Annotated in this window: 23 protein-coding genes; 10 read left to right on the top strand and 13 right to left on the bottom strand. The window is 44.0% G+C overall.

Annotated features, from left to right (window positions below; all coding sequences use genetic code 11):
- Nucleotides 1-327: 327 nt before the first annotated feature.
- Both AB4274_RS08060 and AB4274_RS08055 read left to right on the top strand, forming a co-directional pair.
- Nucleotides 328-1260, top strand: coding sequence for a LysR family transcriptional regulator (locus tag AB4274_RS08060; RefSeq protein WP_065584581.1), 933 nt, complete (start codon nt 328-330; stop codon nt 1258-1260).
- Entirely contained in the window at nt 1260-1643 is a 384-nt protein-coding gene (locus AB4274_RS08055; RefSeq protein ID WP_017069423.1) for a VOC family protein, read from the top strand. The genes AB4274_RS08060 and AB4274_RS08055 overlap by 1 nt, the downstream gene beginning before the upstream one ends.
- A gap of 111 nt (nt 1644-1754) precedes the next feature.
- On the opposite strand, the gene AB4274_RS08050 is transcribed toward AB4274_RS08055, so the two are convergent.
- The 4 genes from AB4274_RS08050 to AB4274_RS08035 all read right to left on the bottom strand — a co-directional run bounded on the left by AB4274_RS08050 (nt 1755) and on the right by AB4274_RS08035 (nt 5340).
- Complete coding sequence (locus AB4274_RS08050; protein ID WP_372111612.1) at nt 1755-3290, bottom strand: PepSY-associated TM helix domain-containing protein; 1536 nt, start codon at nt 3288-3290, stop codon at nt 1755-1757.
- 111 nt (nt 3291-3401) lie between these two features.
- Nucleotides 3402-3752: a hypothetical protein gene (locus AB4274_RS08045; protein WP_017064798.1), complete on the bottom strand. Its 351-nt coding sequence runs from the start codon at nt 3750-3752 to the stop codon at nt 3402-3404.
- A gap of 301 nt (nt 3753-4053) precedes the next feature.
- A complete protein-coding gene (locus tag AB4274_RS08040; protein ID WP_372111610.1) occupies nt 4054-4449 on the bottom strand; it encodes a cytochrome b562 in 396 nt (131 codons plus the stop codon).
- Between the two features lie 144 nt (nt 4450-4593).
- A complete protein-coding gene (locus tag AB4274_RS08035) occupies nt 4594-5340 on the bottom strand; it encodes a phosphatase (protein WP_017059533.1) in 747 nt (248 codons plus the stop codon).
- 321 nt (nt 5341-5661) lie between these two features.
- On the opposite strand from AB4274_RS08035, the gene AB4274_RS08030 reads away from it, so the two are divergent.
- On the top strand, nt 5662-8685 hold the full coding sequence (locus AB4274_RS08030) for an HD domain-containing phosphohydrolase (protein ID WP_372111608.1): 3024 nt from the start codon (nt 5662-5664) through the stop codon (nt 8683-8685).
- Between the two features lie 42 nt (nt 8686-8727).
- Here AB4274_RS08030 and AB4274_RS08025 read toward each other — a convergent pair whose 3' ends face one another.
- Complete coding sequence (locus tag AB4274_RS08025) at nt 8728-9747, bottom strand: DMT family transporter (RefSeq protein WP_372111606.1); 1020 nt, start codon at nt 9745-9747, stop codon at nt 8728-8730.
- Between the two features lie 91 nt (nt 9748-9838).
- Between AB4274_RS08025 and AB4274_RS08020 the strand changes: the two genes are divergently transcribed.
- Together AB4274_RS08020 and AB4274_RS08015 are read left to right on the top strand one after the other, a co-directional pair.
- A complete protein-coding gene (locus tag AB4274_RS08020) occupies nt 9839-10786 on the top strand; it encodes a LysR substrate-binding domain-containing protein (protein ID WP_102428808.1) in 948 nt (315 codons plus the stop codon).
- A 36-nt stretch (nt 10787-10822) separates the two neighbouring features.
- Nucleotides 10823-11143 carry a heavy metal-binding domain-containing protein gene (locus AB4274_RS08015; RefSeq protein WP_004730185.1) on the top strand — a complete coding sequence of 107 codons (321 nt, stop codon included), beginning with the start codon at nt 10823-10825 and terminating at the stop codon, nt 11141-11143.
- Nucleotides 11144-11292: 149 nt separating this feature from the next.
- Here the strand turns inward: AB4274_RS08015 and AB4274_RS08010 are convergent, their stop codons facing one another.
- Nucleotides 11293-12549 carry a peptidoglycan DD-metalloendopeptidase family protein gene (locus tag AB4274_RS08010; protein ID WP_372111603.1) on the bottom strand — a complete coding sequence of 419 codons (1257 nt, stop codon included), beginning with the start codon at nt 12547-12549 and terminating at the stop codon, nt 11293-11295.
- Nucleotides 12550-12710: 161 nt separating this feature from the next.
- The gene (locus AB4274_RS08005) at nt 12711-13550 is read right to left on the bottom strand and encodes a tetratricopeptide repeat protein (protein ID WP_017067625.1); all 840 of its coding nucleotides are present in this window, start codon (nt 13548-13550) and stop codon (nt 12711-12713) included.
- Nucleotides 13551-13780: 230 nt separating this feature from the next.
- Between AB4274_RS08005 and AB4274_RS08000 the strand changes: the two genes are divergently transcribed.
- Complete coding sequence (locus AB4274_RS08000; protein ID WP_082151303.1) at nt 13781-14296, top strand: cytochrome b; 516 nt, start codon at nt 13781-13783, stop codon at nt 14294-14296.
- Between the two features lie 80 nt (nt 14297-14376).
- On the opposite strand, the gene AB4274_RS07995 is transcribed toward AB4274_RS08000, so the two are convergent.
- The 5 genes from AB4274_RS07995 to AB4274_RS07975 all read right to left on the bottom strand — a co-directional run bounded on the left by AB4274_RS07995 (nt 14377) and on the right by AB4274_RS07975 (nt 19718).
- The gene (locus AB4274_RS07995) at nt 14377-14811 is read right to left on the bottom strand and encodes a hypothetical protein (RefSeq protein WP_372111601.1); all 435 of its coding nucleotides are present in this window, start codon (nt 14809-14811) and stop codon (nt 14377-14379) included.
- Nucleotides 14812-14927: 116 nt separating this feature from the next.
- A complete protein-coding gene (locus AB4274_RS07990; RefSeq protein ID WP_017059525.1) occupies nt 14928-15194 on the bottom strand; it encodes a hypothetical protein in 267 nt (88 codons plus the stop codon).
- A gap of 235 nt (nt 15195-15429) precedes the next feature.
- The gene (locus AB4274_RS07985) at nt 15430-17214 is read right to left on the bottom strand and encodes an ABC transporter ATP-binding protein (RefSeq protein WP_372111598.1); all 1785 of its coding nucleotides are present in this window, start codon (nt 17212-17214) and stop codon (nt 15430-15432) included.
- Complete coding sequence (locus AB4274_RS07980) at nt 17208-18971, bottom strand: ABC transporter ATP-binding protein (protein WP_136978008.1); 1764 nt, start codon at nt 18969-18971, stop codon at nt 17208-17210. The genes AB4274_RS07985 and AB4274_RS07980 overlap by 7 nt, the downstream gene beginning before the upstream one ends.
- A 228-nt stretch (nt 18972-19199) precedes the next feature.
- Nucleotides 19200-19718, bottom strand: coding sequence for an NUDIX hydrolase (locus AB4274_RS07975; protein WP_017090625.1), 519 nt, complete (start codon nt 19716-19718; stop codon nt 19200-19202).
- Between the two features lie 302 nt (nt 19719-20020).
- On the opposite strand from AB4274_RS07975, the gene AB4274_RS07970 reads away from it, so the two are divergent.
- Together AB4274_RS07970 and AB4274_RS07965 are read left to right on the top strand one after the other, a co-directional pair.
- On the top strand, nt 20021-20281 hold the full coding sequence (locus tag AB4274_RS07970) for a DUF333 domain-containing protein (RefSeq protein ID WP_017059521.1): 261 nt from the start codon (nt 20021-20023) through the stop codon (nt 20279-20281).
- A 39-nt stretch (nt 20282-20320) separates the two neighbouring features.
- Complete coding sequence (locus AB4274_RS07965; protein WP_017059520.1) at nt 20321-20443, top strand: hypothetical protein; 123 nt, start codon at nt 20321-20323, stop codon at nt 20441-20443.
- A 4-nt stretch (nt 20444-20447) separates the two neighbouring features.
- On the opposite strand, the gene AB4274_RS07960 is transcribed toward AB4274_RS07965, so the two are convergent.
- On the bottom strand, nt 20448-21326 hold the full coding sequence (locus AB4274_RS07960; protein WP_017064809.1) for a YdcF family protein: 879 nt from the start codon (nt 21324-21326) through the stop codon (nt 20448-20450).
- A gap of 356 nt (nt 21327-21682) precedes the next feature.
- Here AB4274_RS07960 and AB4274_RS07955 point away from each other — a divergent pair, with 356 nt between their 5' ends.
- Together AB4274_RS07955 and AB4274_RS07950 are read left to right on the top strand one after the other, a co-directional pair.
- Entirely contained in the window at nt 21683-23053 is a 1371-nt protein-coding gene (locus AB4274_RS07955) for an L-serine ammonia-lyase (RefSeq protein WP_372111593.1), read from the top strand.
- 415 nt (nt 23054-23468) lie between these two features.
- Nucleotides 23469-24947 carry a peptide MFS transporter gene (locus tag AB4274_RS07950; RefSeq protein ID WP_372111590.1) on the top strand — a complete coding sequence of 493 codons (1479 nt, stop codon included), beginning with the start codon at nt 23469-23471 and terminating at the stop codon, nt 24945-24947.
- Nucleotides 24948-25017 lie beyond the last annotated feature (70 nt).

Here is a 25017-nt window from a genome sequence, read left to right as displayed (position 1 = left end):
CGATTATCCCTTTAGTTGGAAAAACATTAATGAATCACAGGCACTAATAATAGTTCATCCCAGTGACATAGGGCACATTAACGCCCTTCACTTGCTTTTTTAAACGCCAAATTAGCTATAATTTCCGTCTAATTTCGCTTTCATATCAAATCTCAATTTTTCATCTCAGAATGCGCAGCAGCAACGCCGCTATACAGATGAGCTTCAAACACAACAACCTATCAGAGCAATCACGTCAATCAATTAATGAAATTGATTCACAAATCAAAGTAAATCGCTCACAATGACCATTAAGTTCATCGTTGAAACTAGCTTAACTGGATACTTATGATTAACCCAAAACTCATCGCCCTGCTTCCGGATCTCGCCTCGTTCATTTTGGTGGTTAACGAAGGTAGTTTTACGGCTGCAGCAAAACAGTTAGGCGTGACACCATCAGCCTTGAGTAAGCTCATCACCCGCTTGGAAAAAGCGCTATCGGTGAAACTGTTTGAGCGTACCACTCGTACCCTTATCATTACGCAAGCGGGTCAATTGGTTTATGATCAGAGTGTGGTGATGATCAACGCAGCGCAACAAGCCGTTGAACTGTCTACCTCCGACCATACCGAACCTGCAGGCTCGATAACGGTAGCGGCGCCTGAAGCCTTCTTGAATTCGGTATTGCAGCCTTTCGTTGTTCCATTCTTAAATCAGTATCCAGAAATCCAACTTAAATTGAGAGCGGCTGACGGCGACATCGATATTTTACGTCAAGGCATCGACATTGCTTTCCGCCTGACTGATAAGCCCGACGAAAGCTTAGTATTGAAAGAGTTAGGAAAAACAAACCTCGTGTTGTGTGCAAGCCCTGACTATTTAGATGCCAAGGGGATTCCTCACCACCCTACCGAGCTGTCTGAACACGACTGTTTGTATCTTGCAGAGACAGACAAAGATCACATTTGGGATTTTCTTAAAGATGATGAATTTCACACAGTACCCGTCAGTGGACGTTACGCAGTTAACCACTCGCAGATGCGACTGAAAGGTGTGAAAGAAGGTCTAGGCGTCGGTATTTTCCATGACTTCGTGATTCAAGATGCGTTGGCTGAAGGGTCTGTAGTACAAGTGTTGGAAGATTGGACCATCAAGAGTAATTACCATGGTGCGATTGCGATGCAGTTTGCTCAAACCAAGTACATGCCCGCTCGACTGCGTGTATTCATTGATTACGCCATGAAGCACTTAGGTGACAAGTTGGCAGGAGAAATAAACTGATGCTGAAAGGAATACACCACGCGGCCATAATCTGTTCAAACTACGACGCGTCGAAACACTTTTACACTGAGATTTTGAAACTTGAGATAATTGCTGAAAACTATCGTGAGGCTCGCCAGTCGTACAAACTTGATTTAGCGCTACCTAATGGTGCTCAAATAGAACTATTCAGCTTCCCTAACGCGCCAGAAAGGCCTAGCTTTCCTGAAGCTCAAGGGCTAAGACACTTAGCTTTTTGTGTTGATGACGTTCAACAAATCAAAAGCTATTTGGAAGAACAAAGAATCGAAGTCGAACAGATCCGAATTGATGAATTTACAGGTAAAGCATTTACTTTTTTTGCCGATCCTGACGGGCTTCCGTTAGAGCTTTATGAAATCTAGAGCTTTATCAAATATAGAGCTGTACAAGTCTAACGTCTTCTTAATAAACAGAGCATGTCATCTGAATAATGAAACTGACCTCCTCAAAAAGGAGGTCAGTTTGTATATCAATTAACTCAATGCCGTCTTGAATTTCTCAACGCGTGAAAATAGTAACCAATCCAGCAGCATTGCTGTCACGATCGTCGCTCCCGCCAGTGGAAACAGTACTGAAATAACTATCACGATCACTAAACCTGTCTTCCAAAGCCCTGCATCGCCAAACTTCGGTGGCGTGCCAAGCTTTCTTTGACCTGAAGGTCTACGTATCCACCACATCACACCGCCAGTCACGGACACAACAATGAACGCCAAACAAAACAAAGCATTTAGAAGCTTGTTAATGATGCTGATGTCACCTTGATGCAATGAAATACCTACCGCTAACGTTTTGGCAATGAAGTTATAATCTTGCCATGTCACCTCACCCAGAATACGACCTGAGTATTGGTCGAGGTGCGTAGTACGATCCTGCGTTGGATCGATGATGTCACCGCCCATAGTGTTGGCTGTGACCGTGTAAACACCTGTTTCTGAACGCGGGAAATTCACCTTGTATTGAGTGAAACCAAGTGAGTGCGCTTTTTGGATAACATCATCAATCCCGAAACTGCTTGCTGACATCACATGTTGAGAGTGGTCTTCGCCCATCTTAGAGTGATCATGAGGTTCAGATGCCTCTTCCACGTGATGTACATGTTCTGCAGGCTTATCTTGAGACAACGGCAGCGGTGTTTGTTCTAGATTCCATGGAAGTTCTTCCTCTGAGCCATGGTTAAGCGATGTGTGCGTCTTATCAGACAGCGGAATATCGTCCCACATTTGAGCAGGGAAAGTGCTCCATGCTTGAACAAGCTTACCGCCCCAAAAACCTGTCCATGCCAATCCAGACAGAATAAACAACAACAGAACGAGCGATAACACACCTCCAATGTTCGCATGCAGATCACGCATTAAAATACGCGTTCCTGAACCAAATCGAAGCTTAAGAAAACCAGCGCGGCTCGCGTTATCTCTAGGTAACCATAAGTAAATACCACTGATGAGCAACAGAATAGACAAGCTTATTGCGACTTCAATTAGATAATCACCCCAATCACCAATCAACAAAGTGCCGTGAATGTCATTCGCGAGTTGGTACAGGCTGTCGCTACGCGGAATCTCTCCGACCACTTCGCCCGTATATTGATTTACCGTGGCGAAGACCGATGTGCCGTCTACAAGTGCTACCGAAAAGCGGTTAGCCAGATCAGGAGCTTTGCTCGGAACAAACTGGGTAACCGAACCTTGTGGGTATTGAAGTTGTACTGCAGCTAACTGTTGTGACACTTTAATCGGCTCGCCCGATGCAACAATCTCTAGGGCTTCGTGGTGGAAAGTCAATTCGATTTCATCATCAAACAGCATCACCAAACCTGTAATGCTCAGCATTAACATAAACGGGATAACAAATAGCCCAGCATAGAAGTGCCAGCGCCATGTGAGGAAATAGAGGGTTTTATTGCGGTCTTTGCTTTTTATATTGGTTTCCGAACCGGTTGTTGCACTGCTTTTAGACTGCGAAGTTGCTTGTGCTTTCGCAGGGGTTTGAGATTCATTTCTCAACATTATAATTTCCTTTGACACACGCAAACATACCTTCTGAAAAATCAGAAAGTAATCTGAGCATGTTTAACTTTACTTAATACTTTATTTTTTAATTATTTTAATGGGTTAGGTTTAAGCAATAACAAAGGGAGGGCCGCGCGGGGCTTGCCTCGTGTAGCGTTCGCTTAGAGCCAAAAAAGCGTAGCTGTCGGAGACAATAGAACTCAGTCGAGTTGTCAGTAGTGTAGTGGGAAGTTCATCTTGGTGAAACGTGGAAAAATGGCTAAACGGACACGGCTTTCCTTTATGAGTATTAGGTTCGCCTTCTTCGATTTGAACCAATTCAAAGCCATTGACCGTACATAACGACGCCCATACTCCCGCACTATTACCATGAGCATTGATAACAGGCATTAATGTCACTAGCGCCCAGCTTAATGCTGTTGCAAGTAACATGAAGAAGTTGAACGAGGTTCGGCGCATTATTCCAAGTCTTTATAAATTTCCCTTATTATGAGGGACTTGGAATATAGGTAAACGTAAAGATTAACAGCAAGTTAAAAAATTGAAGCTAACGCACACTCTTTTTCGTTAAATACTGGTTACAACACTAAAGCTAAGAAAGTAATACTCATCTCTTTGCAGCAGGCTTTCGATAAAAGAGACAATAAAAACGCCGCCTTACACCTTCCTCGAAAGAGGGTAATGTAAGGCGGCGTTTTAGAAATCGAATCTTGAGGTTTGCTCTTTGTTACCTATCTAGCAAACGTTCATGATTAACGAATTAACCGAAGATCTTGCTCCAGATGCTTGGGTTACGCTTCTCATGGTACTCTTCACGAAGGCCATCAATAGTACGAAGTTCTTGCTGTGCCGACGCTAAGTCACCTTGGTCTAGCTTCTGCTCAATGCTATCCAGTGATGCACTGATCTTTTTGAAGCCTTCCATGAAGTTGTCTTCTTTCTCGACTGGGTAAACACCCGTTTTCAGCTCGGCCACTAGCGTATCTAAACGAACGATAGGCTTTTGCATCTCATCAATGCTTTGAGCTTCTGCCGCTTGTTTGAACGCAAGCTTCATTTCTTGCATGTTTTTCTTAAGGTCTACATTAGCAAATGCGTTGCCAGACAATACTGAAGCAGCGATTAAGCCAGATAAAAGGATTGAGCGAGTTTTCATTGTTTCTCCAAGTGAAGCGGTGTATTTGAAGTTAGAGCCGTCATTACTGTGGCACTTCGACTTTATTATTTTCGGCTAGTGTATACAAAAATCTTTCAGGCACAAAAATTGATTGTGTCGAAATGCAAACCCGCCGACATTCTCTTAAACAAGATCTGAATATTCTGGGATTTCATTACGACCGCGCAAGGCCAAAAAGGCTAGGAACTGCTTTGGCGAATGGGTAATCACTTTACTCGAATCTACGCCCACTTCATCTAACAATGCTGCGACTAAGTCTAAGCCACCGACATCTAAACAGAAATGCGCATCGCTGCCTGTTGTAATAAATGCACCCTTCGCTTTCGCTATTCTTGCAATCTCATAGCAGCGGTCAACACTGCCAACTCGGCTATTGCCTTTGAGTGTGGTGTTGTTGATCTCAATCGCCACGTTGTTCTCAACCGCACATTGAATAACGGCTTCGAAATCGAAATCAAAATTAGGATTGCCTAAGTGACCAAGCGCATCAATTCGACCGCCCTTAATCACATTCAACAATGCTTCTGTATGGGTAGCGACATCCGATGGGCGAAATACTGGCTCATGAAAACTCGCGATCACCCAATCCAAGTTCTTATCCACACTCGGATGAATGTCGATTTCACCCTGTGTGTTCATGATGTTTGACTCAACACCTCGAATAATTGCGACATCTTCAATAAAACGAGGGAGCACACGCTGATTGCTGAAGAACCAATAGTGTGGCGCGCCCGGCATTGATTCTGAATGATCAGTAGTACAAAACATGGCTAAACCATTTTGCTTTGCCGACTTGGCGTTTTCGATCAATGTGCTGTAAGCATGACCACTTGCGTATGTGTGGGTGTGAGTATCTACTTTGAGTTCCATGAATCAATGCCCTCTTCGCTCGGTCAAAATACGTTTTTCAGAAAGTAACTCTGAATCTCTTTCAGGAAAAGAATACTTCAGAAAATGAATGCCTAATGGCAACAATTCGGCCAGTTTATCAGCTGAAAGTGACAATTAGCACCCAAACATAAAGGTTTATTACTGGTTCATTTACACGACACGGGAATACGTGGCTAACCAGAGCCAGCCAGCGCTTGGTCTTATCTAAGTCGAACCGCACACACTCGGTAATTGCGCCAATTTTTTGCAACCTACCCAAGTTCGTCAATACTTAAACTAGCCTACAAACTGGAGTGTTAGATGAGAAGAAGACGATATCCGCTGAGTATCCACATCACTAGCCTTTTCCTAATTTTGACAACACTTGTCGGTGCGGTATTGATTTCGATTAGTTATCGGCACTCCCAAGAGCTGCTGCTAGGCACAGTGCGCGAGATCAGTAATGAGCACCGCGACAAACTGGAATCAGTATTTAAACAAGCCATTGCCCCTGTTATCACAACCTTAAATGTGATGGCGGTGAGCCCGTTTGTTGCTCATCAAGCTTCCGCTGTCGAAAAAGACTCTTGGCTTGCTTCGGTCGATATCATCTTCAAGCAAAACACCAATTTGGTCGCTCTATTTTATGGTTCTGAAGATGGTGACTTCAGAATCTTTCGTCCATTAAGCACCAATAAACAGAGAGCCGAAAACAGCGCGCCCGCTAAAGCGACCATGATGGTCAGCAGCACCAATCTAGACGGTGAAAACTTTATTACCTATCTTGATGGCGCACATCAAGTGATCAGTACTCGACAAGCAGAGAGTAAGTTCAACCCCACCACTCGTCCTTGGTTTCGTAACGCAAAGCCTGATGGCTCAATACAACTCTCTGAGCCCTATCTATTCTATTTCCTGCAAACCAATGGCATTACACTCTCTAGGCGTTCTGCCGATGGCAAGCATGTGGTTGGTGCCGACTTTACGTTGAGTTCCCTCTCTTCTCAGATCAGTGAATTAGCTTATTCTCCGCAAACCCGACTCGCCTTGTTCGATCAACATTTTAATCTTCTCGGTCAGCATCAACTTGAGCTATCAGTACCCAAGCCTGACTCCCAATCTGATGACACAAGTAAAACTGAGCAAACGAACAACCAAACGACGGGGAATCTCTCTGGCAGTGAGCAAGACCAAAGCTTCTTTAATGTGCCCAAACGTGAACAGATGGAAGCATTGAAAGCGTCCGTTATTGCGCCGCTTATCTCTGATGAAGATAAGTTTAACCTCAATCTAAAAAACGTTGAGTACAACTTAAACACTTGGGCACTAACGCTAACGCCGGTTCAACTGACTCAAAATGTCACCTTATACTTGGCAGAAGCGACGCCACACAATGAGCTGCTCGCTGATCTTATCTCGATGCGAGACAAGCAAGTTGCGGTTGCGATTGGGATGTTGTTCATCTGCTTCGCTATCGTATGGTTTGTTGCTAATCGACTGTCTCAGCCGCTCAATACGCTGATGCAACTCACCGACAACATCGCTCGGTTCGACTTCAGGCGTACTCATTATCCCAAAAGCATGATTCAAGAAGTGGCTAACCTCGCCCACTCGATTGAGCTAATGGAACACACGCTTCATGATCTGATTACCCTACTTCGAGACACCGCCGGGAATCAGGAGTTTTCGATCTTAGCCAAGAACATTGCTCATCAAAGCTATTTAATTACCAAAGCAGAAACCATTGTCCTTTTCACTCAATCCAAAGAGAAAGACGTGTTTGATACGGCAGCCAACCTTGCCATTCTTCCTTTTAAGGCCGACATCAATGACTTCATCAAACACACGCCTTGGTTGCTGTGTCAGCTTAAATCTGGTGAGACGATCCATTTGAACAGAGAAGACAATGTTCTCAACTATTACCAAGATTCGATCTTCAATTCAGACCTGTACCTATTTCCACTATTAAACCGAGAGAAACTGTTGGTAGGGATTGTGGCAATTGGCTATGAGAGACCAATTACCAAGATGCAGGCAGACAAGCACGCCTTTTTAAGAGAGTTGCTCAGCTTTGCGGAAATAGCGAAAGACAACATCGACCAAATGCAGCAACAAAAAGACATGCTTAATGCCTTTATTGAGCTGATTGCATCGGCGATTGATACCAAGTCACCTTATACGGGCGGGCATTGCCAACGAGTGCCTGAGCTCACCAAATGGCTAACTCAAGCAACCATAGATGATGACCGCTATTACCCGCAATTCTCATTGGACAGTAAACAGTGGGAAGAGTTGATGCTCGCCGCTTGGCTTCATGACTGCGGCAAGGTGACCACGCCTGAATATGTGGTAGATAAGGCAACAAAACTGGAAACCATTTACGACCGAATCCACGAAGTGCGAATGCGTTTTGAGTTGTTGAAACAGCAAGCGGAAACCGATTACTGGAAAGCGATGGCGAACGGTGCACTACAAGAAGAACAACTCAAAATACTCGAACAAAGCCTGTCTGAACTGGATGAGGAGTTTGCCTTCGTTGCTGAGTGTAATCTTGGCGGCGAATCTATGACGGAAGAGCAGCTAGAACGCTTAGATCAAATAGCCAAACGCCAATGGAAACGTACACTGGATGATCAATTGGGTTTGTCTTGGTCTGAAAAAGAGAGATTTAATACCCAAAAAGAGTCGGTTGAGAAAGAGAGAACTGAGCCAACAAGTCAGGAAAAGGGTTTGCCTGTCATGGAGCCTCTGCTTGCAGACAAACCGGAGCATAAAATACCTTGGGACAATGGCTTTAACCCTGCCGATGTATGGCAAGAAGCGTTTGTACTTAAGCCCGGAGAAGTTAAATACAACCAAGGTGAACTGCACAATTTGAAAGTACGCCGTGGTACGCTAAACGATGAAGAACGTTTCATGATCAACGATCATATTATCCAAACCTTCACCATGCTCAACAAGTTGCCTTACCCGCCTTACCTTCAAAACATTCCGGATATCGCCAGCGGACACCACGAACGTATCGACGGTAAGGGATACCCAAGAGGCTTAAACGAAGACCAGTTACCTCTGCCGTCCAGAGCAATGGCAATTGCTGATGTCTTTGAAGCGCTCACCTCTAGTGATCGCCCTTATAAGAAAGGTAAACTCTTAAGCGAATCACTCAACATCATGACCGACATGGCCACCAGCGGTCATATCGATCCCAAGTTGTATTTACTGTTTTTGGAAAACAAAATCTACGATAAATACGCTGAGCGATTCCTAGAAATGAACCAACGCTGCGAGATTGACCCGCACGAACACATCGACCGAGTAAAAGAATACATACGCTCATTGTTCTAAGTTTTAAATTAACCATTCAGAGGATAAGCCATAACTCAATGGTTAGCTTTTAGCTGCCGAGTCCAATACCGCAACGTCCACTACAGTCGCTACAGCCACTGTGGTGTGCGGTTTTTGTTTGGCTTTCGCCTTGCTGTGTCTTTTTGCCAGCAATGTATTGGTGATGCTCGCCACGACAATCAGGTTAATGCCAATCATCTGCTGTGTAGAAAACACATCATCAAAGAACAAGCCCTGCCAAAGCGCGCTAAACAGCATGTTAGTAAAAATCAGAGGTGCCAACTGGGAGCCACTGTCTGCAAGCTTATACGCCTTGGAACGGAAGATTTGGGTATTGATGGTAAACATTGCAAGACCAAGTGCTCCGAGAACAATCCAACGTAAGTCATCGAAAGACCACAACGCCGATAAGCTACCTGAGCTTTCAACTACATCAGGAACCGCAGACACTGAAGTAAACACAACCATAGGAATCACAATGATTGCCGCAACTAAAAAGGTCCACGCGTTAAGCTCTGCTGGTGTCAGGCTAGTTTTAGACGCTCGGTACAAACTCACTTGCGAGCCCGAATTAAATACCCCAGCGAGAAGCCCAAGAAGAAGCGCAGGTCTAAAGAACTCCGAACCCAACTCAAACTGCGACCAATCCCCCGCCATCATAACTACGCCAACAAAGGTGACAGCTAAACACACGATCGTCGTTGTATGAATCTTGGTTCTAAATATTAACTTTTCTAACAATGGAATAAACAGAGGACCAGTACTGAACAACACGACCCCTTCAACTAGCGTTAAGGTTTGCAGTGAAGTAAGGAAACACCACTGACACGCCACCATAAAGATCGCCCGCATCACCAAAGGTTTCCACATTTCTCGTGTCGGCTTGCTGATTTTGTAAAAGGTCAGGAAAAGAAATAAAAACAGACTGGGTAACAAAAAACGCACAAAACTGAGTAACGAAGTGGGCATCACTTCAGATAGATACTTGGCCATCAAGCCACTTAAAGACAAACTGAACGTCGACAACAACATGAAAGTCGTCGCCTTGGTAATATCAGACATAATTATCACCTCCTATGACATCTATTTTAGAGGCGTGACGTAATGAAAAATAGCGAGTAATATTAACTATAACTGTAAGGAAAACTTACCAATGAAAAAACTCGTTCCGCTTAAATCCGTTTATGCTTTCATTGCTGTTGCTGAGACTGGCAGCATGACCGACGCCGCGCGGGTATTGTACGTCAGTCACTCTGCGGTAAGCCAAGCGATAAAGTCGTTAGAACAACTGGTCAACAAGCCTCTGTTTCAACGAGTCGGTCGTCGTGTTGTTCTTAATGCCGCAGGTAAGCGATATTACCGCAAAGTTGCTCCCGCACTTGAGCAAGTGATAGAGGCGACCGAAGAGCTTGCCAGAACGCCTAACGACCACCGCATTACCCTCAACATGGTCAATTCGCTAGCGATGCACTGGTGGATCCCACGAGTTCCCGACTTCCAAGCCTTCGCTCCCTCACTTGATATCCGCATTTCGACGCTAACTGGCCCTTTCGATATCGAGCAGGAAGGGGTCGATGTTGCGCTTGTACATGGCAAACCCAACGAGTGGGAACAATATTACAGCGAGAAACTGGGCGACGATGACCTAATCTTGGTGTGTAGCCCTACGATATTAAAAAACCAGACCGGATTGAGCGTCGAACAACTCGTCAAACAAAACCCGACCATTGGCGTTTTTAACCTCAGGCGACAACACGACTGGCAAGTGTGGTGCGACAATTACCAAATCCCAATGCCCACATTCCATAGCAACCTGACATTCGATGTCTCCATTCAAGCAGTACAAGCTGCGATTCGTTCACTAGGCGTATTGGTTACACATCGCTTGTTTGTGAAGGATGACATCAGCCACGGGATGCTTGTCGAACTGGGTAAACCGGTTGCTAACCCGCACCAAGATTTTTACTTTGTTTGCCCAAAAAACAAATTAAAACAAGAAAGTGTGCTAAAACTGAGAACATGGTTAAGACATGAATTCACACGCTCAGAGACAGCACTGAACGATGACATTCAAGAGCAAGACCAAACTATCAATCAATAAGCGAGTGACAGCTCAGCAAGCTTACAAGAGGCCATTATGATTATTACCACCACACAATCAGTCGAAGGCAAGCGCATTGTCGATTACAAAGGGGTTATTGCCGGAGAAGCCATTCTAGGGGTGAACGTTTTCAAAGATATGTTTTCAGGAATTCGTGACTTTGTGGGTGGACGTTCTGGCACCTACGAGAAAGAACTGGAAAAAGCACGTAACTACGCGTTCAAAGAGTTAGAACAGAAAGCGATTGAAGCGGGTGCCAACGCGGTGGTAGGCGTAGATATTGATTACGAAGTCTTGGGAACAGGTAATGGCATGTTGATGGTCTCTGCTAGTGGCACGGCAGTGGTGGTTGCTTAATCAGTGGCAAACCTATCGCTCAATAGCTCTATCCATCGAATAACGGATTCAGTCGCTTAATCGTGTGATTCTTTAAAAAAACGCCCCTTAGCTAAATCGCTAACTAAGGGGCGTGATTGTATGCGTTGCCAAGTTAGATATGAATATCTCTAACTCGCGCGATCTGCGGGCTCAGAGAGCATGGCATCAAAAGAGGCAATTCGAGCCAAAAACTCTTTTCTATCTTTAGGCATAATTGAGCTTGCCATTGGTAAGTTCGCCTTCATCGCATCGACGGCGCGACCACGAACCAATACCTCAAAGTGCAAGTGCGGGCCAGTAATACGACCAGTAGCACCCGATAGCGCAATTTTCTGACCTCGCTTAATTTGCTGACCTTTCTTAACTAAGAAGCGGCTCAAGTGAAGATAACGCGTCGTATATACGCTGTTGTGTTCAATCACCAAATATTTACCAGCATACGGGTGGTCACGAAGTGCCACCACTCGACCATCACCAGTTGAGTAGATAGGTGAACCAACAGGTGTCGCAAAGTCGGTACCATTGTGCGGTGAGATTCGCCCAGTTACTGGGTGTCTTCGTGTCGGATTGAACGAAGAAGTGATTCTTCGGAATTTTCTGTCGACTGGGTATCTATCAAAGGCTTGCTCTAGACTATTTCCCTCTCTGTCATAAAAAAGACCATCTGGTGCTAGAAAAGCTGAGACTTCTCGGTTTCTTAATTGAATTGAGATACCTTGAATTTCTGTTTTACCCGTTAGGTGATCATCCGTGTACTGCTCTTTGACCAATACATTGAAGCTATCACCGGCTCTCAGCTCACGAGCGAAGTTGACTTTGTCTTTTAGTGTGCGGGTGATATTGGCTATCTGGTTAGTAGTTAACCCCGCTTTGTAGGCTGACGTTGAAAAGCTACCGTGAACACTACCCGCATAGAGTTTTTCTTTCCATTCGCCTGGGATCTCGTGGAATTTATAGGTGAAGCTACCATCATCGTTTCGAGTAAAGGCTGCTTGCTCAACCAGACTTTCGTGAAAGACCAACTCTACGAGCTGTTTGGACTCACCATCGACAAGCAGCTCTAAGTGGTCACCAGGTTTTATCGTATCGAGTTTCAAAGATTCAAGATCCGCTTCCATGATCTTATGAACCGTTTCATAAGGCAGATTCCATGACTCGAATATGTTACTGAGGGTATCGCCAACTTTCACAAAATAATGGACCTTAACCAAAGAGTTGGGAGTCGCTTGCGAGTCGATGACTTCCTTATCATTAGGTTGAGAACCTTGGTAAGGTGTTATTTTGATAGAGATTTCTGGTGCTGGTTTGGAGTGAAAAGAGAGCAAAGCAGCAAGGGAAAATGCGCTGATCGCAGTAACGATCAGACCAATACGGAGGAACTTCATAAAATACTTAGCGGTTATAACGAGGAACTTAGAAAGTGTTATAACATAACAATTAAATCAAAAAAATAAATGAAATGTAAGAAACCATAGCGCGATAGGTGTGAAAGTATGGTGAGCATGCAAAGCCCACCACCTTAGTTAACACGGATCTTTACCTCATATTACTCTTCACGAAGTACTTCGAAGCGTTCTAAGCCTCGCAGCATCTCAAAGTCCGGCTCTTCAGTTAGCAGCTCTCTCATGGACCCACTGGCTTCAATAGCGCGCTCTAAGTCATCGATAGCTTGACCTTCTGCCCCTAATCGAGCATAGGCGCAAGCACGTTGATACAAGGCATGAGCATTTTGGTCATCGACTTCTAATACACGGTTACAAAGACTCATTGCCCAGTGGTATTCCTGTATATCCATAGCAGCGTCAGCTTTGGCAGTAAGTGCTTCTAAATCTCCAGGACGAACCTTCAGTATTTCATCGTAGATTTCAATTTTTTGCTCTGCCGTTTGTGCGTTCTGTGCTCTCAACCATAGGTTATGAATCTCATTGATAATTTCAATTTCGCGGTTGTTGTCGGAAATGATTCTGGTCTTGCGCTTAAGATCCCGTTCAAGAACATTAAACTTCTTCTCATAGTCTTGAGCGATAGAATTAAGTCGCTTATCAGCCATGTCTTGAGTTGTGTGTTTAAGCTCTTTGATGGATTGCCAACCCACCAGCGCGATAAGAGAGGCCACACCAGCAATAATGTAGAAGAAGTAGGTTACGGTTACATTGGCGTAATTCAGAGACTTGTCTGCCACAGTCAGTTCCCGGTCAGTCATCTGAATGGTCAAGCGTCTTTCAAGATCCTGCTGTTCCATTCGCAGTTGCTTCAACTCATCCAAGATATAGCGTTCCATCAGCGGTCTATCCAAATACTCTTGTTCCGAGTACTTAACATCTTCGCTTGCAAAACTCATCGTGCTGAACACCGAGATAACTGCAACCAATAAGATTCGAAGCATTATACATTCCTTATATGTTTATATTTAGACTAACTGTATCTCGTAATAGGCATACAAGCTAGGAAGTCGACAAGTTTGCTATGTCCATATTGGAATTAACACTCTAAAACATCATTGATAATTATAAAACACCTGAAGCAATATGATTAATTCGCGATGCGAATATACCGAAAAATGGTTTATTGCATCGAGATGAATCTTATATTAATAACGATCAGAACGAGGTTAATTTGAATAATCCACGATACGATTTAGTAAGCCGTGTACTGCACTGGGTAATGGCTTCTGTAATCATCTATGCAACGATCGCAGGGTATGTGATGCACTATGTCACCAGTCATCCAGAGCTGTTTTCTTTTCTGTCAGTGCTCAACATGTCATTGGCGACCGTTGCGACGCCACTGCTTGTGGTTCGTTATATCTGGAGCCACTTTCGCTCGTCGCCAAGCATGCCAACCTCTGTGCCTGAAGGGCAAAAATGCGTTGCCAAGCTTGCACACTCTTTGATGTATCTTGTGATGTTTATGGTTTTCAGCACCGGCTACTTAATGCTAAAAGAACCGTACTCTTTATTTTGGTTAGTGAGCGTAAATAATCTAATTACCGACTCTGCAATCAACGGCTTCTTTTTCTATTTACATCGTGCCAGTTGTATTGCCCTAGCCTGTTTAATTGTGCTGCATATCAGTGCCGCACTTAAACATCACTTTGTCTCTAGGAACTATGTATTGAAGATGATGCTCTAGATTCAAAGAATTCAAGACAATTTGCACAAACAACAAAAAAGCCATAGCATGTTCGCTATGGCTTTCTTATTTCAATTTGATTACTTGCTGTGAGTATCTATCATCACTTGCCAATATTCGCATTTGGCTAAGAACTCTTTTAAATAAAGCTCTGGGTTAGCAAGCTTCTCACCGCCTTTCACATCAGCGCCAGTCACTCGCCAAAAGCCACGAGTAACAAGATTTCTGTGGTAGATAAAATCGTTAAGTTCGTTTGTTTTTAACGGAAGCTGCTCACCAAAGGTTTGTTCGTACAAGATCAACGTAGCAGCTTGCTCACTTGGTTTCTCTCTTAGAAAGGTATACAAGTCCAAATCGAGTGGCTGTTGTGCTTCTTTCGGCAACGCTTTAGCTAATTTAGAGATCACACTGAACAGAGCCAACTCAACTTTTTGAGACGCTAATAACGATGCACCTAAAAGCGCATGTTCGTTGGAAATATGTTGTTCTGTTGATGAAACGGTTGCTGTTGTCACTGTGTTAACCTCAAATAATCATAACGGGTGTTACTGAACTGGATAGAGTCTTTTCACTAAGCTGAATCTTATTCTTGTTATTAAGAAGAATCTTGCAGCTAAGCAGAGCCTTTCGACTAAGCAGAATCTTTTAGCAGAACACGGTCAGCATCAATAATGGTGAAGCCTGATGCATCTTCATTCTTTTCGACTTGCACTAAACCTTTAAAACCAATCTGCGACAGCTTCTTCGCAAGTTGATCTGGTGCTGTTTCAAAAACAACATTCATAAAAGGTAAAGACTCAGCATCAACAAAACCATGCTCGTTAAACAGTTCCATTGCTTGAGATAAATGGTCTGAGTCGGTTAATTCGATAATTTCTACAACTTCTTCCAACAACATTTTCGATTCCATATTCGCCAGAAAGTGACTGACACAAGCCGGTTCTTTTTGCTTGCATACATCCCGATGCCCTAAGACACCCCTTTAGTAGTAGGGAGATCATAACATATTAATAATCGTAAAATATGTTCTATTTTTCCTAAGCTACTGGGAATACTAGAAAAGAATAGAAATTGGTGAAACATAAGCAACACCAATTCATAGTATCGATAACGGTAAACCTGATTTGAGGTGATCAGGCAACCGTTACTTGAGAATCGCCCGTTTCTACAATCGATTCTTGTAACAAGCCAGCATAAATACCATTGTGTGCCACCAGCTGTTGATGATTACCTTGCTCAACAATTTCACCCTTTTCCAACACCAAAATCGTATCTGAGTGACGAACGGTACTCAAACGGTGTGCAATCGCAATCACGGTTTTTTCCTTGAAAAGGCGCTGCATTGCTTTTTGAATCAGGTCTTCGGTGATTGAATCTACCGAACTGGTCGCCTCGTCAAGCATCATCAATTGACCACCCTGTGCAACCGCTCTAGCGAACGAGATAAGCTGCGTTTGCCCTACAGACAAGTTGGAGCCGTTCTTTTCCAAGTGGAAGTCATAACCTTGTGGCAATTGTTCAATAAACTTATCGGCATAAACATAGCGCGCCGCCTGTTCAACCTCAGTTCTAGATAGATGCGTTTTGCCCAGCGCGATATTGAATTGAATGGTCTCTTCAAATAAGTGCACGTCTTGCATCATCATTGAGAACAAATGAGCAGAGTCTTCACTTGAGATCTGTGACAGCTCTATTCCATTCAACAAAATGCTGCCTTCATAATCTTGGTAGGTTTTAGAGATCAGACGCAGAATCGTCGACTTGCCCGAACCCGTCGAACCCACAAGGGCGATTTGATGCCCTTTCTCCAATACAAACGAGACATTCTTTAGAACGTAGGGAGAGTCGTCTTTGTAGCGGAAGCTTACGTTCTTAAACTCTAGGCTCACAAACTGTTCAAGCTGTTTCTCAACCTTGTTAGATGGCAGCAGGTTACGCCCTTCCTCTTCAGTCGGCTCAACAAACAGTTCTTCAATATGGTCAAACGCTGCAAATGAACTCTGAATCGAAGCGATCTGCGAAGTAAAGTCTCGGATCGGAACAAACACTTTCTCTAAAGTATTGATGAACGCAATCAGCACACCCAAGGTGAGCGCTCCTTCTATCAATTGCTCAGAGCCATACCAGATCATAATCGCGATAGTGATTGAAGTGATGCCGGAGATAAACGAGAACAAAATCGCATCGTATTTATTGATTTTCTTCTGCGCTCTCAGAAACTCATCGGTATAGCCTTGGTAGCGTTGTTCGACTTGCTCTTCCGCTCGATACATCTGAACGGTTTTCATACCAAATAAGACTTCTTGTAAAAAGCCAATACCGCGAGCGAGCGAAGAACGAGTCACCTTATACAAAGCACGAAGTCGGTTTCTCACATAGACCGTCAAGTACATCACTGGCGGCATGATAATCAACACAATCATCGTTAACTGCCAGTCAATGAAGAACATCATCACCAACAGAGCAATGGTATTGATGCTGTCTTTAACTAGACCTACAACCGACTGAACAAATGTCTCGCCGATGGTTTCCAAGTCACTGGTTAATCGTGAAAGCGTGACGCCAATCGGTGTGTTATCAAAATAGCTGCGTGGCAGTTTAAGCACGCGAGCAAACAATACTGAGCGCATGTCAGTTATCGTGTATTGACCAGTTTTACGCAGATTGTACGAATAGGTGGTATCCACCACATAACTCGCCACCAGCACGGCAACGAGATAGAAGACGTATTCGAGCAGACCATCCATATCCCCGTGACTCAGGTGAACATCGATCACTTGAATGATCAGCCAAGGGAACAACAAGCTCGTGATGACAGAAAGAGGAAGCATAGCGATGCCCAGAATCGCAGAGCCTTTGTATTTCTTAGCAAACTTAAAAAAGTGCTTGAGGTACTTGAGATCAACACCTTTTAACATGCTGCTGCCTCCGTTTCATTCTGCTGTAGTTGCCATGTATCGTAATAGTAATCACAGGTTTTCAATAACGTGGCGTGGTCGCCCTTCGCGATCACTTTACCTTCGTTCAACACGATAACTTCATCCATATATTCAAGGGCATTAACGCGGTGTGAAACCACAAGAACCGATTGATTTTCCAAACGTTTAAACAAACCTTCCAAGATCTTACGTTCTGTTTCATAGTCGACAGCCGATAGAACGTTATCCATGATGATCAGGTCGGTGGGTTGCAATAAAGCACGCGCAATACTTAAGCGCTGCTTCTGACCACCTGACAACATGATCCCTTTCTCACCGACTAAGGTTTGATCGCCGTGTTCAAAACGTGTCACATCACTAGCCAACTGGCTGAGCTCTAGCACTTCATCAACCTGACTCTTTGCCAAATCGGTATCTAGGCTACCAAAGCGGATATTGTCTTCGACGGTTGCTGAAAACAGGTAAGGGTCTTGAGTCACGGTTTTCACGTAACGGCGTAAGTCACTGCGTGAGAAGCTAGTGACATCTCTTTCACCAAGGAAAACAGAACCTTGTGGTACATCCAAGTGGTGGTTTAAGCAGTTCACTAATGTCGTTTTACCCGCTCCGATCCCGCCTAACACACCCACTTTCTTACCTGTTGGAATATCAAAGCTGATGTCATCGAGAATCACGCGTTCTTCACCTGAATAGCTGAAGCTGAGGTTGCGAACAGAAAACGTTTTTCCCTTCAGTGATTCAACATCTAGTTCAGTCAGCTTATCTTCATCAAGCTCCGGGACTTTGGCATTAAGAATGGTTTGTGCACTTTGAATACCTACCATGCCACGCTGATAAATGGTCGCGATTCTGCCAAGTTGCATCAATGGCATAGCGAGCAAAACCGAGTAAGTCAGAAAGGCGGTAATCTCACCAAGTGTGAGTTCCTGTCTCATTAACATGTAGCCACCAAGCCCAAGAATGATGATTTTCATCAGGTCATTGGCGTAGTCGAGCACCGGCATAAAGAAGACTTGAATGCGTGTAATTTTAAGGCGGCATTCAAGCAATAACTGGTTCAGTTTTTCAGTTTCAGCTTTCACCCAGGGTGACATCTGCTGGCTCTTAATGAGATCAATCCCAGACAGGTAACTCATTAGCTGAGCAGACAGATTTTGTAGGCGCTTCATGTGCTCTAAATGCAGTATTTTCATACGCTTGAAGCCCACACGGAAAATCACAAAAGCGATTGAGATAGGAATGATCGAATACAGTGTGAGTTCTGGCGATATGCGCCACATGTAAAGAGGCGTCAACGACAACGCAAGCAAGGCATTGAAGAACTGCAAGAAGCCGACACCAAACATCAGTCGAATGCCACTAAGGTCATTGTTGACAATCGAGATCAGTCGACCCGAAGCAAAGCGTTCGTGAAAGCTGCTCGGTAAGCGATTCAACTTTTGTAGAAGTGTACTTTTAAGTGCGGCCTCTGTAATTCGCCCCGGATTAAGCGCATAGATACGAGACAGAATTCTCACCACCACCATGGCAACCGACATCCCGACCACAATCCAAACATAGGTTTGAAGCTGTTTGTGGCCAGTTGAAGAGGCATCATCAATCAAATCTATCGCCAATTGGATATAGCGAGGGATCTCTACTTGTAACCAGTTGACGAGAAAGATGAACACAATCGCCAATAAGTACGAGGTGCGATTCATGCGCAGATAATGGGCAATAAACTGTCTTTTATTCATAGTATTCTTTGTTTAGGGCAGGCTCACAGCGAGATTTAACGATATAACCGGGCAGTTAAGCTAGATAGGTTCATCGCTGAGGTAAAGATACATCAAAAACACTTAGTTGACAATATCAACCATATTCAATAATTAGTTTCGGGTATTAAGTTTTAGCATTGCTAGAAACAACTTTGCCGCCAAAAGTGGCGGCAAATAAATAGCTTAGCAGGCTAGTATTGATAACGGCTAAAGCATCTCTTTGGCAATCAAATGCAGCAAAAAGGTTTCACGTTCAATACTCATGCCCTTCTTAGGGCTCTCTGCCATGGTCTTTTCGTTATGAGCGATCGCTTCATGGATATTCATCCACATCGGTTTCATCCCGTTTTTCACTTCATAATCTTCGTAAGCCGTTTCACCAAGCTCACGATCGATCTTGCATGAGTAGCAGTAAGAAATCATGTGCATCATGTCTGCATCGTCTTTGTACCAAGGACGAAACTCTTCAAAAATGCCGAACGGCTTGATGCTATGGATATTCTTCGCGCCAGTCTCTTCTTCGAGTTCACGAACCATACCTGCGATCACATCTTCCCCTTCATCCAAACCACCACCAGGAATGGTGTAGTCGTGATAACGCTCTGTATACAGCATCAGAATGTCTTCACCATCTAACACAATGGCACGGGCAGCGTTGCGCTTATAGACCGTTTTATTGTCTAGATGGTCGATATCAGGATGGATGGTTGTTTTTAGGTGTCTCATGATTCTGACTGCTCTACTGAATTTGGCGGCATCATATCATAATCATCAATAGATTCGAGGTTCACAACCGCTAACCAGAACGGAGCGGACGGGGATATTCCTACGGTAACTTGAATCCACTTAGCTTGATCTAACACTCAAAAAGTCGTTAAACATGAAGAAATATCAACCTATTTCAATATCTTGACCAAATTAGGACAACCTTTTCTGAAATCTAAAATATACTAATTTCATAGAGCTTCTCATTTGGTTCTGTAGAACTTAACGCATTCGATTATAGAGTTATCACGTAGGAGATAGACATGAAGAAAATTGGTTTGATGGCTGTATGTGCCGTTGTATTAGGCGGTTGTGCAAACGACTATGCAGAATATAGCGAGGGCCAACGTGTTTCAGTCGCTAACCCAGCAGCGGTTTATTGTGTTCAACAAGACGGTGAATTAGACACGGTTACTGAAAACAATCAGCGTACAACTTACTGTGTATTCGATGACGGCGAGCGCATTGAACAGTGGGAGTACTACCGCAATAACCATGAGCAAGATTCAGAAAACCAAAGTTAATCACTGTAAAAAAACACATGAGCCTTCTGGCACAATGTTATGGGCGATGATTACGTTCGAGCGGTTAAAAACATCGCTGAAGAAGGCACTGAGCTTCTAGCTTACTGTCTGATTGCCTTTGCGAGTTTAAAGACCGTTATTGGCATCACGAGAAAGAAATAATCACCTATCGCCACCAGCGATGTGTGTGATCCGATTCCGGATCTAAATAACGATTCAATAAAGTCAGGTTAGTATCTAGTAGAGCTAGGTATTCCCTGACTTTTTTTACATCGGTACCCACTGAAGTCTGCTGGATACAGCGCTCCAATGCTGGGAGTAAACTCTCCACAATGTCAAAGTCAGATGAACGTCCAACGAGCTCTTTGGCAGTGATCAATGCTTCCAAAGACAGTCTTTCTGGCTCTCGTCTAACCAACTCTAAATCTCGCTTAAATGCGCCCGCACAAACACCTTCAAGATAAACTCGGTAGGTCGTCAGTACGTCCATCAACAGAAACAATTGCCCCTGAGCACTTTGATGTGGGTATGGCACCGCAACATGAGCCTCCAACCTGCGATCTATTTGCTGCTCTACCCCAAGTGCGGAACACTTCTCGATGAGAACTTTAAGCAAACCTTGCTCGCCCATGAGCGATTGAATCTCGAATATACGTTGTAAATGGTAGTCATTCGAAACGAATGTCACTTGCACACTTTGCCCGCGAGTAAACAGCCCGCTTGCAATCATCTCTGAGGCCAAGTTCTGTATGTTCTCGACAGTGTTGGTCGAGTGCTGCTCGAGCAAAATCGCCCCTAAAGAAAACGGATGTTCACGCTGCTTTTCAAGCTTTCTAAAGTACTGGTGCATCGCGTCGGCTTCAGACAGTGTTTGCCCTTTTGTTAGCCCACCACAAAATGCTACCGCAGTTTGCTGATTCGACTCTTCTACCAAAGGCTCCGCCAGATACTCAACCAAAGCATCAACTCGACTGATTCCTTCATCAGTCAATTTATTCTCATTAAGTCGCTTACCCAGCACAATAAGGAGGTGATTAATGCTCATTTTATGTTCAAGTCTCGTTTTGGGGATTAGATGGAGTGAATTATGTATACAATACTTGTTAACAAAAGTATTTTGAAATTCTGATATGTTGCTCGCAATAATGCTCACTATTGATAGCGACATCTTAGGTAATACAAGAATAAACGTGTCGCTTTACAGCAAACATAGCACGCTCTTGTATTTCATCGCTCTATGCTTGTTAGCACTAGTCGATAAAAGAGCCCTTTCAATCAATGAATACGCTCTATCGCATAACTATTTCACCCAAAGAACAGGTTCACTCAAAGAAGTGCAACTAACTAAATACAAATTTTACACAGAGTTCGTTCATCGAACCGTCTTCACAGGAAGTTACTATGCTGTCTATTTTTGATATCTACAAAATTGGGGTTGGCCCGTCCAGCTCCCACACAAATGGACCAATGATCGCTGGGTTTAACTTTACCCAAAAAATTGATGCTCAGCTTAAGCAAGTGAAGCGTATTCAAATCGACTTATATGGCTCATTATCATTGACGGGTATTGGTCACCACACAGACAGAGCGACCTTGTTAGGTTTGCTCGGTAACCGCCCCGACACCATCAAAATTACCAGTGCTAACCAAGCAATTCGTAAAGCGATTGAAGATAAATCTCTATTGGTTAGCGGTAACCATGAAATTTATTTCGATGTAGAAAGCGATCTGCTCTTCCACAAGACCAACCTTCCGCTGCATGAAAATGGCATGACTATCTCTGCCTTTAACGAAAGCGGCAGCCTTCTGGATATGGAAACCTACTACTCGATTGGTGGTGGCTTTATCGCAACCGCTGATGAGCTACAAAACGGCAAACAGGAAGCAGAAACTCAAGTTGAGTTCCCTTTCTCTTCTGCTGATCAGTTGCTTGAACTATCCGAACAACAAGGACTGAGCCTTGGTGGCTTAATTCTACGTAACGAAGTTTCATTCCAAGGTATGGATGTGATTGACCAGAAAGCCGACCAAATTTGGAAGGTGATGTCTCTGTGTATGCAGCGTGGCTTTGACACCGAAGGCATCCTTGATGGCGGCCTAGAAGTCACTCGTCGAGCACCTGCTCTGCTTAAAAAGCTTGAAGCGAATGCCTCGATTGAAAACGATCCAATGGAGATCATGGATTGGATTAACCTATTTGCCTTTGCTGTAAGTGAAGAAAACGCAGCGGGCGGTCAGGTCGTGACATCACCGACCAACGGTGCGGCTGGGGTTATTCCTGCGGTATTGATGTACTACCATCGTTTCATCAAGGAGCTAGACACCAAGCAGCTTAAAGACTTCTTGGCAGTCTCTGGCGCAATCGGCATCTTATACAAAACCAACGCTTCGATTTCTGGCGCAGAGGTAGGTTGTCAGGGTGAAGTCGGCGTTTCTTCATCAATGGCCGCAGCAGGCCTAACTGCCCTACGTGGTGGTAGCAACGAACAGATTTGTATTGCCGCTGAGATCGCGATGGAACACTCACTGGGCATGACATGCGACCCAATCGGCGGACTAGTACAGGTACCATGTATCGAACGTAACGCAATGGGTGCAATGAAAGCGATCAATGCATCGCGCATGGCATTGAAACGTACCAGCAAGTGTCTTATCTCGTTAGACAAGGTTATCGAGACCATGTACCAAACAGGTAAAGACATGAACAAGAAGTACCGTGAAACTTCTCTAGGCGGCCTAGCCGTGATCCACATGGCACCACCTTGTGAATAAAAGACAGGAACACGAGTGGAGAAAGCCTCTATAGAGACAGCATTCTTGTAAACTTAGTTTTCAATATCTCAACAAAGCCAGCCACCAAGCTGGCTTTTTTATTGGCTAAAGCCCAGCAGACAATTGAAAGTGATACTCACTCAAAATAACTTATAGAATGACTACCTCTAACTTTCCCTTTATTAGTTCATTACTTAGCCACAAATGATGATGGCTAAATTTCATACCGCCATGCATCCACTTGCAAAATCTAACGTTGCAAACCTCATTCATGAGAAATATGAATGCACTCATAAGAAAAGATATATCGAGTAAAGTTCTGTTTGGGACAGATATTTCAGTTTATGTATTACTACTAATGATATTATAATCGGGTAATTACACTACATATCAATACAAACGTGAGAATAAAATAATGTGGAATAGATTAAACAAATCAATGATGTTCTGCCAAATGATGTTCGGACTTTCGTTCTATGGCGTCATGGTGATCTTGACTCGTTTCTTCCTTGAAGATCTGAACTACAATGAAGCCGACACCATGATGGTTGTTGGTGCTTTCTCTGCAATCGGACCGCTATTTGCTATCGCAGGTGGCTTTATCGCCGACAAGTTTTTAGGCGCCTACCGATCTTTAACCATTGCCTTCCTAGGGTTCGCAAGTGGTTACGTTCTACTGGTACTTGGTGCAGCAGCAACCAATGTTCCGATGGCATTATGTGGTATTGCGTTAGCAAGTTATGCACGTGGTTTGATGTCCCCTTCTTACCCAAGTCTTTACAAACGCACGTTCAAAACTCAAGAAGATTTTGAGAACTGCTACCCAATCAACTACTCAGTAAACAATATTGGTGCTCTGTTAGGCCAATACCTGTTCCCAATGCTAGTACTTGTTGTTGGTTTCCACGGTGGTTTCCTTCTTTCAGCGGTGCTAGCCGGTGCTGCGCTTCTGATGATGATCTTTGTTCGCAAAGGCCTTGTTGAAGCAAGTGCTGAAATCGACCAAAAACCAGTAAGCACTAAAAACTGGGCAGCGTTCCTTGGTCTTTCTGCAGCAATGATCGGCTTGGTATTCTTCATGTTCTCTAACATGGATATTGGCCAAAACATCGTGTACGCAATCGGTGGTGCAGCGATCATCTACTTTGTCTCTTTGATGATGAAATCGAAGAAATCAGACATGCTAAAAATGGGGACTATCTTAATCATCACATTCCTGACGACATGTTTCTTCGTGTACTACGGTCAGATGATGACTTCGATGACAATGGTAGCGATCAACACAATGCGTGGCGATCTATTTGGTTTCATCCCTGTCGCACCTGAAGCTTCAATGGCAATGAACCCACTATGGTGTATGGTTGCTGGCCCTATCATCGCGGGTATCTTCTCTAACCTAGAAAAGAAAAACATTAACTTCTCAACTGCAACCAAAGTCGGTTTCTCTTTCATCCTTACGGCTATCGCTTTCGGTATCTTAACGATGGCAGTAACAACCGTTGGTGAAGATATTCTGATTCGCCCTGAAGTGTTCTTAGCAATCCACTTCTTCCTAGCATTTGGTGAGGTTATTGTTGGTTCTATGGTTGTAGCCTTCATCCTGTCTGTTGCACCTAAGCACATTGAAAACTTCTCAGTAAGCTTGTTCTCTGTTGCTATCGCACTATCAGGCATTGTTGGCGCGGTATTCTCAACGTCTATTGCACTAGAGAAAGGTCAAGAGATCACACAAGAGATCGTGCAAACGGTTTACGGTGATTACTTCCAAATGCTGACTGTTCTTGCCGTCGTGATGGTAGGTATCGCAATGGCAGCATCGTTCATTATTCGTAAGATGCTAGAAGCTGCGAAAGCCGCTGAAGAAACGATTGAACTAGAGCAAGCAAACAGCTAATTCTGTTCGCTGAGTCAAACCAATCCTAAGAGCCCTTTAGTTTTCTAAAGGGCTCTTTTTTGTAGGATCC

Source organism: Vibrio sp. 10N.261.55.A10 (assembly GCF_041470825.1).
Classification (GTDB): domain Bacteria; phylum Pseudomonadota; class Gammaproteobacteria; order Enterobacterales; family Vibrionaceae; genus Vibrio; species Vibrio crassostreae_C.
This window is presented reverse-complemented; position numbering and strand designations above follow the sequence as displayed.

What these genes read in the sequence shown, in the direction of transcription:
- AB4274_RS08060 (WP_065584581.1), top strand. Translation starts at nt 328, where the DNA reads ATGATTAACCCAAAACTCATCGCCCTGCTTCCGGATCTCGCCTCGTTC.
- AB4274_RS08055 (WP_017069423.1), top strand. Translation starts at nt 1,260, where the DNA reads ATGCTGAAAGGAATACACCACGCGGCCATAATCTGTTCAAACTACGAC.
- AB4274_RS08050 (WP_372111612.1), bottom strand. Translation starts at nt 3,290, where the DNA reads ATGTTGAGAAATGAATCTCAAACCCCTGCGAAAGCACAAGCAACTTCG.
- AB4274_RS08045 (WP_017064798.1), bottom strand. Translation starts at nt 3,752, where the DNA reads ATGCGCCGAACCTCGTTCAACTTCTTCATGTTACTTGCAACAGCATTA.
- AB4274_RS08040 (WP_372111610.1), bottom strand. Translation starts at nt 4,449, where the DNA reads ATGAAAACTCGCTCAATCCTTTTATCTGGCTTAATCGCTGCTTCAGTA.
- AB4274_RS08035 (WP_017059533.1), bottom strand. Translation starts at nt 5,340, where the DNA reads ATGGAACTCAAAGTAGATACTCACACCCACACATACGCAAGTGGTCAT.
- AB4274_RS08030 (WP_372111608.1), top strand. Translation starts at nt 5,662, where the DNA reads ATGAGAAGAAGACGATATCCGCTGAGTATCCACATCACTAGCCTTTTC.
- AB4274_RS08025 (WP_372111606.1), bottom strand. Translation starts at nt 9,747, where the DNA reads ATGTCTGATATTACCAAGGCGACGACTTTCATGTTGTTGTCGACGTTC.
- AB4274_RS08020 (WP_102428808.1), top strand. Translation starts at nt 9,839, where the DNA reads ATGAAAAAACTCGTTCCGCTTAAATCCGTTTATGCTTTCATTGCTGTT.
- AB4274_RS08015 (WP_004730185.1), top strand. Translation starts at nt 10,823, where the DNA reads ATGATTATTACCACCACACAATCAGTCGAAGGCAAGCGCATTGTCGAT.
- AB4274_RS08010 (WP_372111603.1), bottom strand. Translation starts at nt 12,549, where the DNA reads ATGAAGTTCCTCCGTATTGGTCTGATCGTTACTGCGATCAGCGCATTT.
- AB4274_RS08005 (WP_017067625.1), bottom strand. Translation starts at nt 13,550, where the DNA reads ATGCTTCGAATCTTATTGGTTGCAGTTATCTCGGTGTTCAGCACGATG.
- AB4274_RS07990 (WP_017059525.1), bottom strand. Translation starts at nt 15,194, where the DNA reads ATGTTGTTGGAAGAAGTTGTAGAAATTATCGAATTAACCGACTCAGAC.
- AB4274_RS07985 (WP_372111598.1), bottom strand. Translation starts at nt 17,214, where the DNA reads ATGTTAAAAGGTGTTGATCTCAAGTACCTCAAGCACTTTTTTAAGTTT.
- AB4274_RS07980 (WP_136978008.1), bottom strand. Translation starts at nt 18,971, where the DNA reads ATGAATAAAAGACAGTTTATTGCCCATTATCTGCGCATGAATCGCACC.
- AB4274_RS07975 (WP_017090625.1), bottom strand. Translation starts at nt 19,718, where the DNA reads ATGAGACACCTAAAAACAACCATCCATCCTGATATCGACCATCTAGAC.
- AB4274_RS07970 (WP_017059521.1), top strand. Translation starts at nt 20,021, where the DNA reads ATGAAGAAAATTGGTTTGATGGCTGTATGTGCCGTTGTATTAGGCGGT.
- AB4274_RS07965 (WP_017059520.1), top strand. Translation starts at nt 20,321, where the DNA reads ATGGGCGATGATTACGTTCGAGCGGTTAAAAACATCGCTGAAGAAGGC.
- AB4274_RS07960 (WP_017064809.1), bottom strand. Translation starts at nt 21,326, where the DNA reads ATGAGCATTAATCACCTCCTTATTGTGCTGGGTAAGCGACTTAATGAG.
- AB4274_RS07955 (WP_372111593.1), top strand. Translation starts at nt 21,683, where the DNA reads ATGCTGTCTATTTTTGATATCTACAAAATTGGGGTTGGCCCGTCCAGC.
- AB4274_RS07950 (WP_372111590.1), top strand. Translation starts at nt 23,469, where the DNA reads ATGTGGAATAGATTAAACAAATCAATGATGTTCTGCCAAATGATGTTC.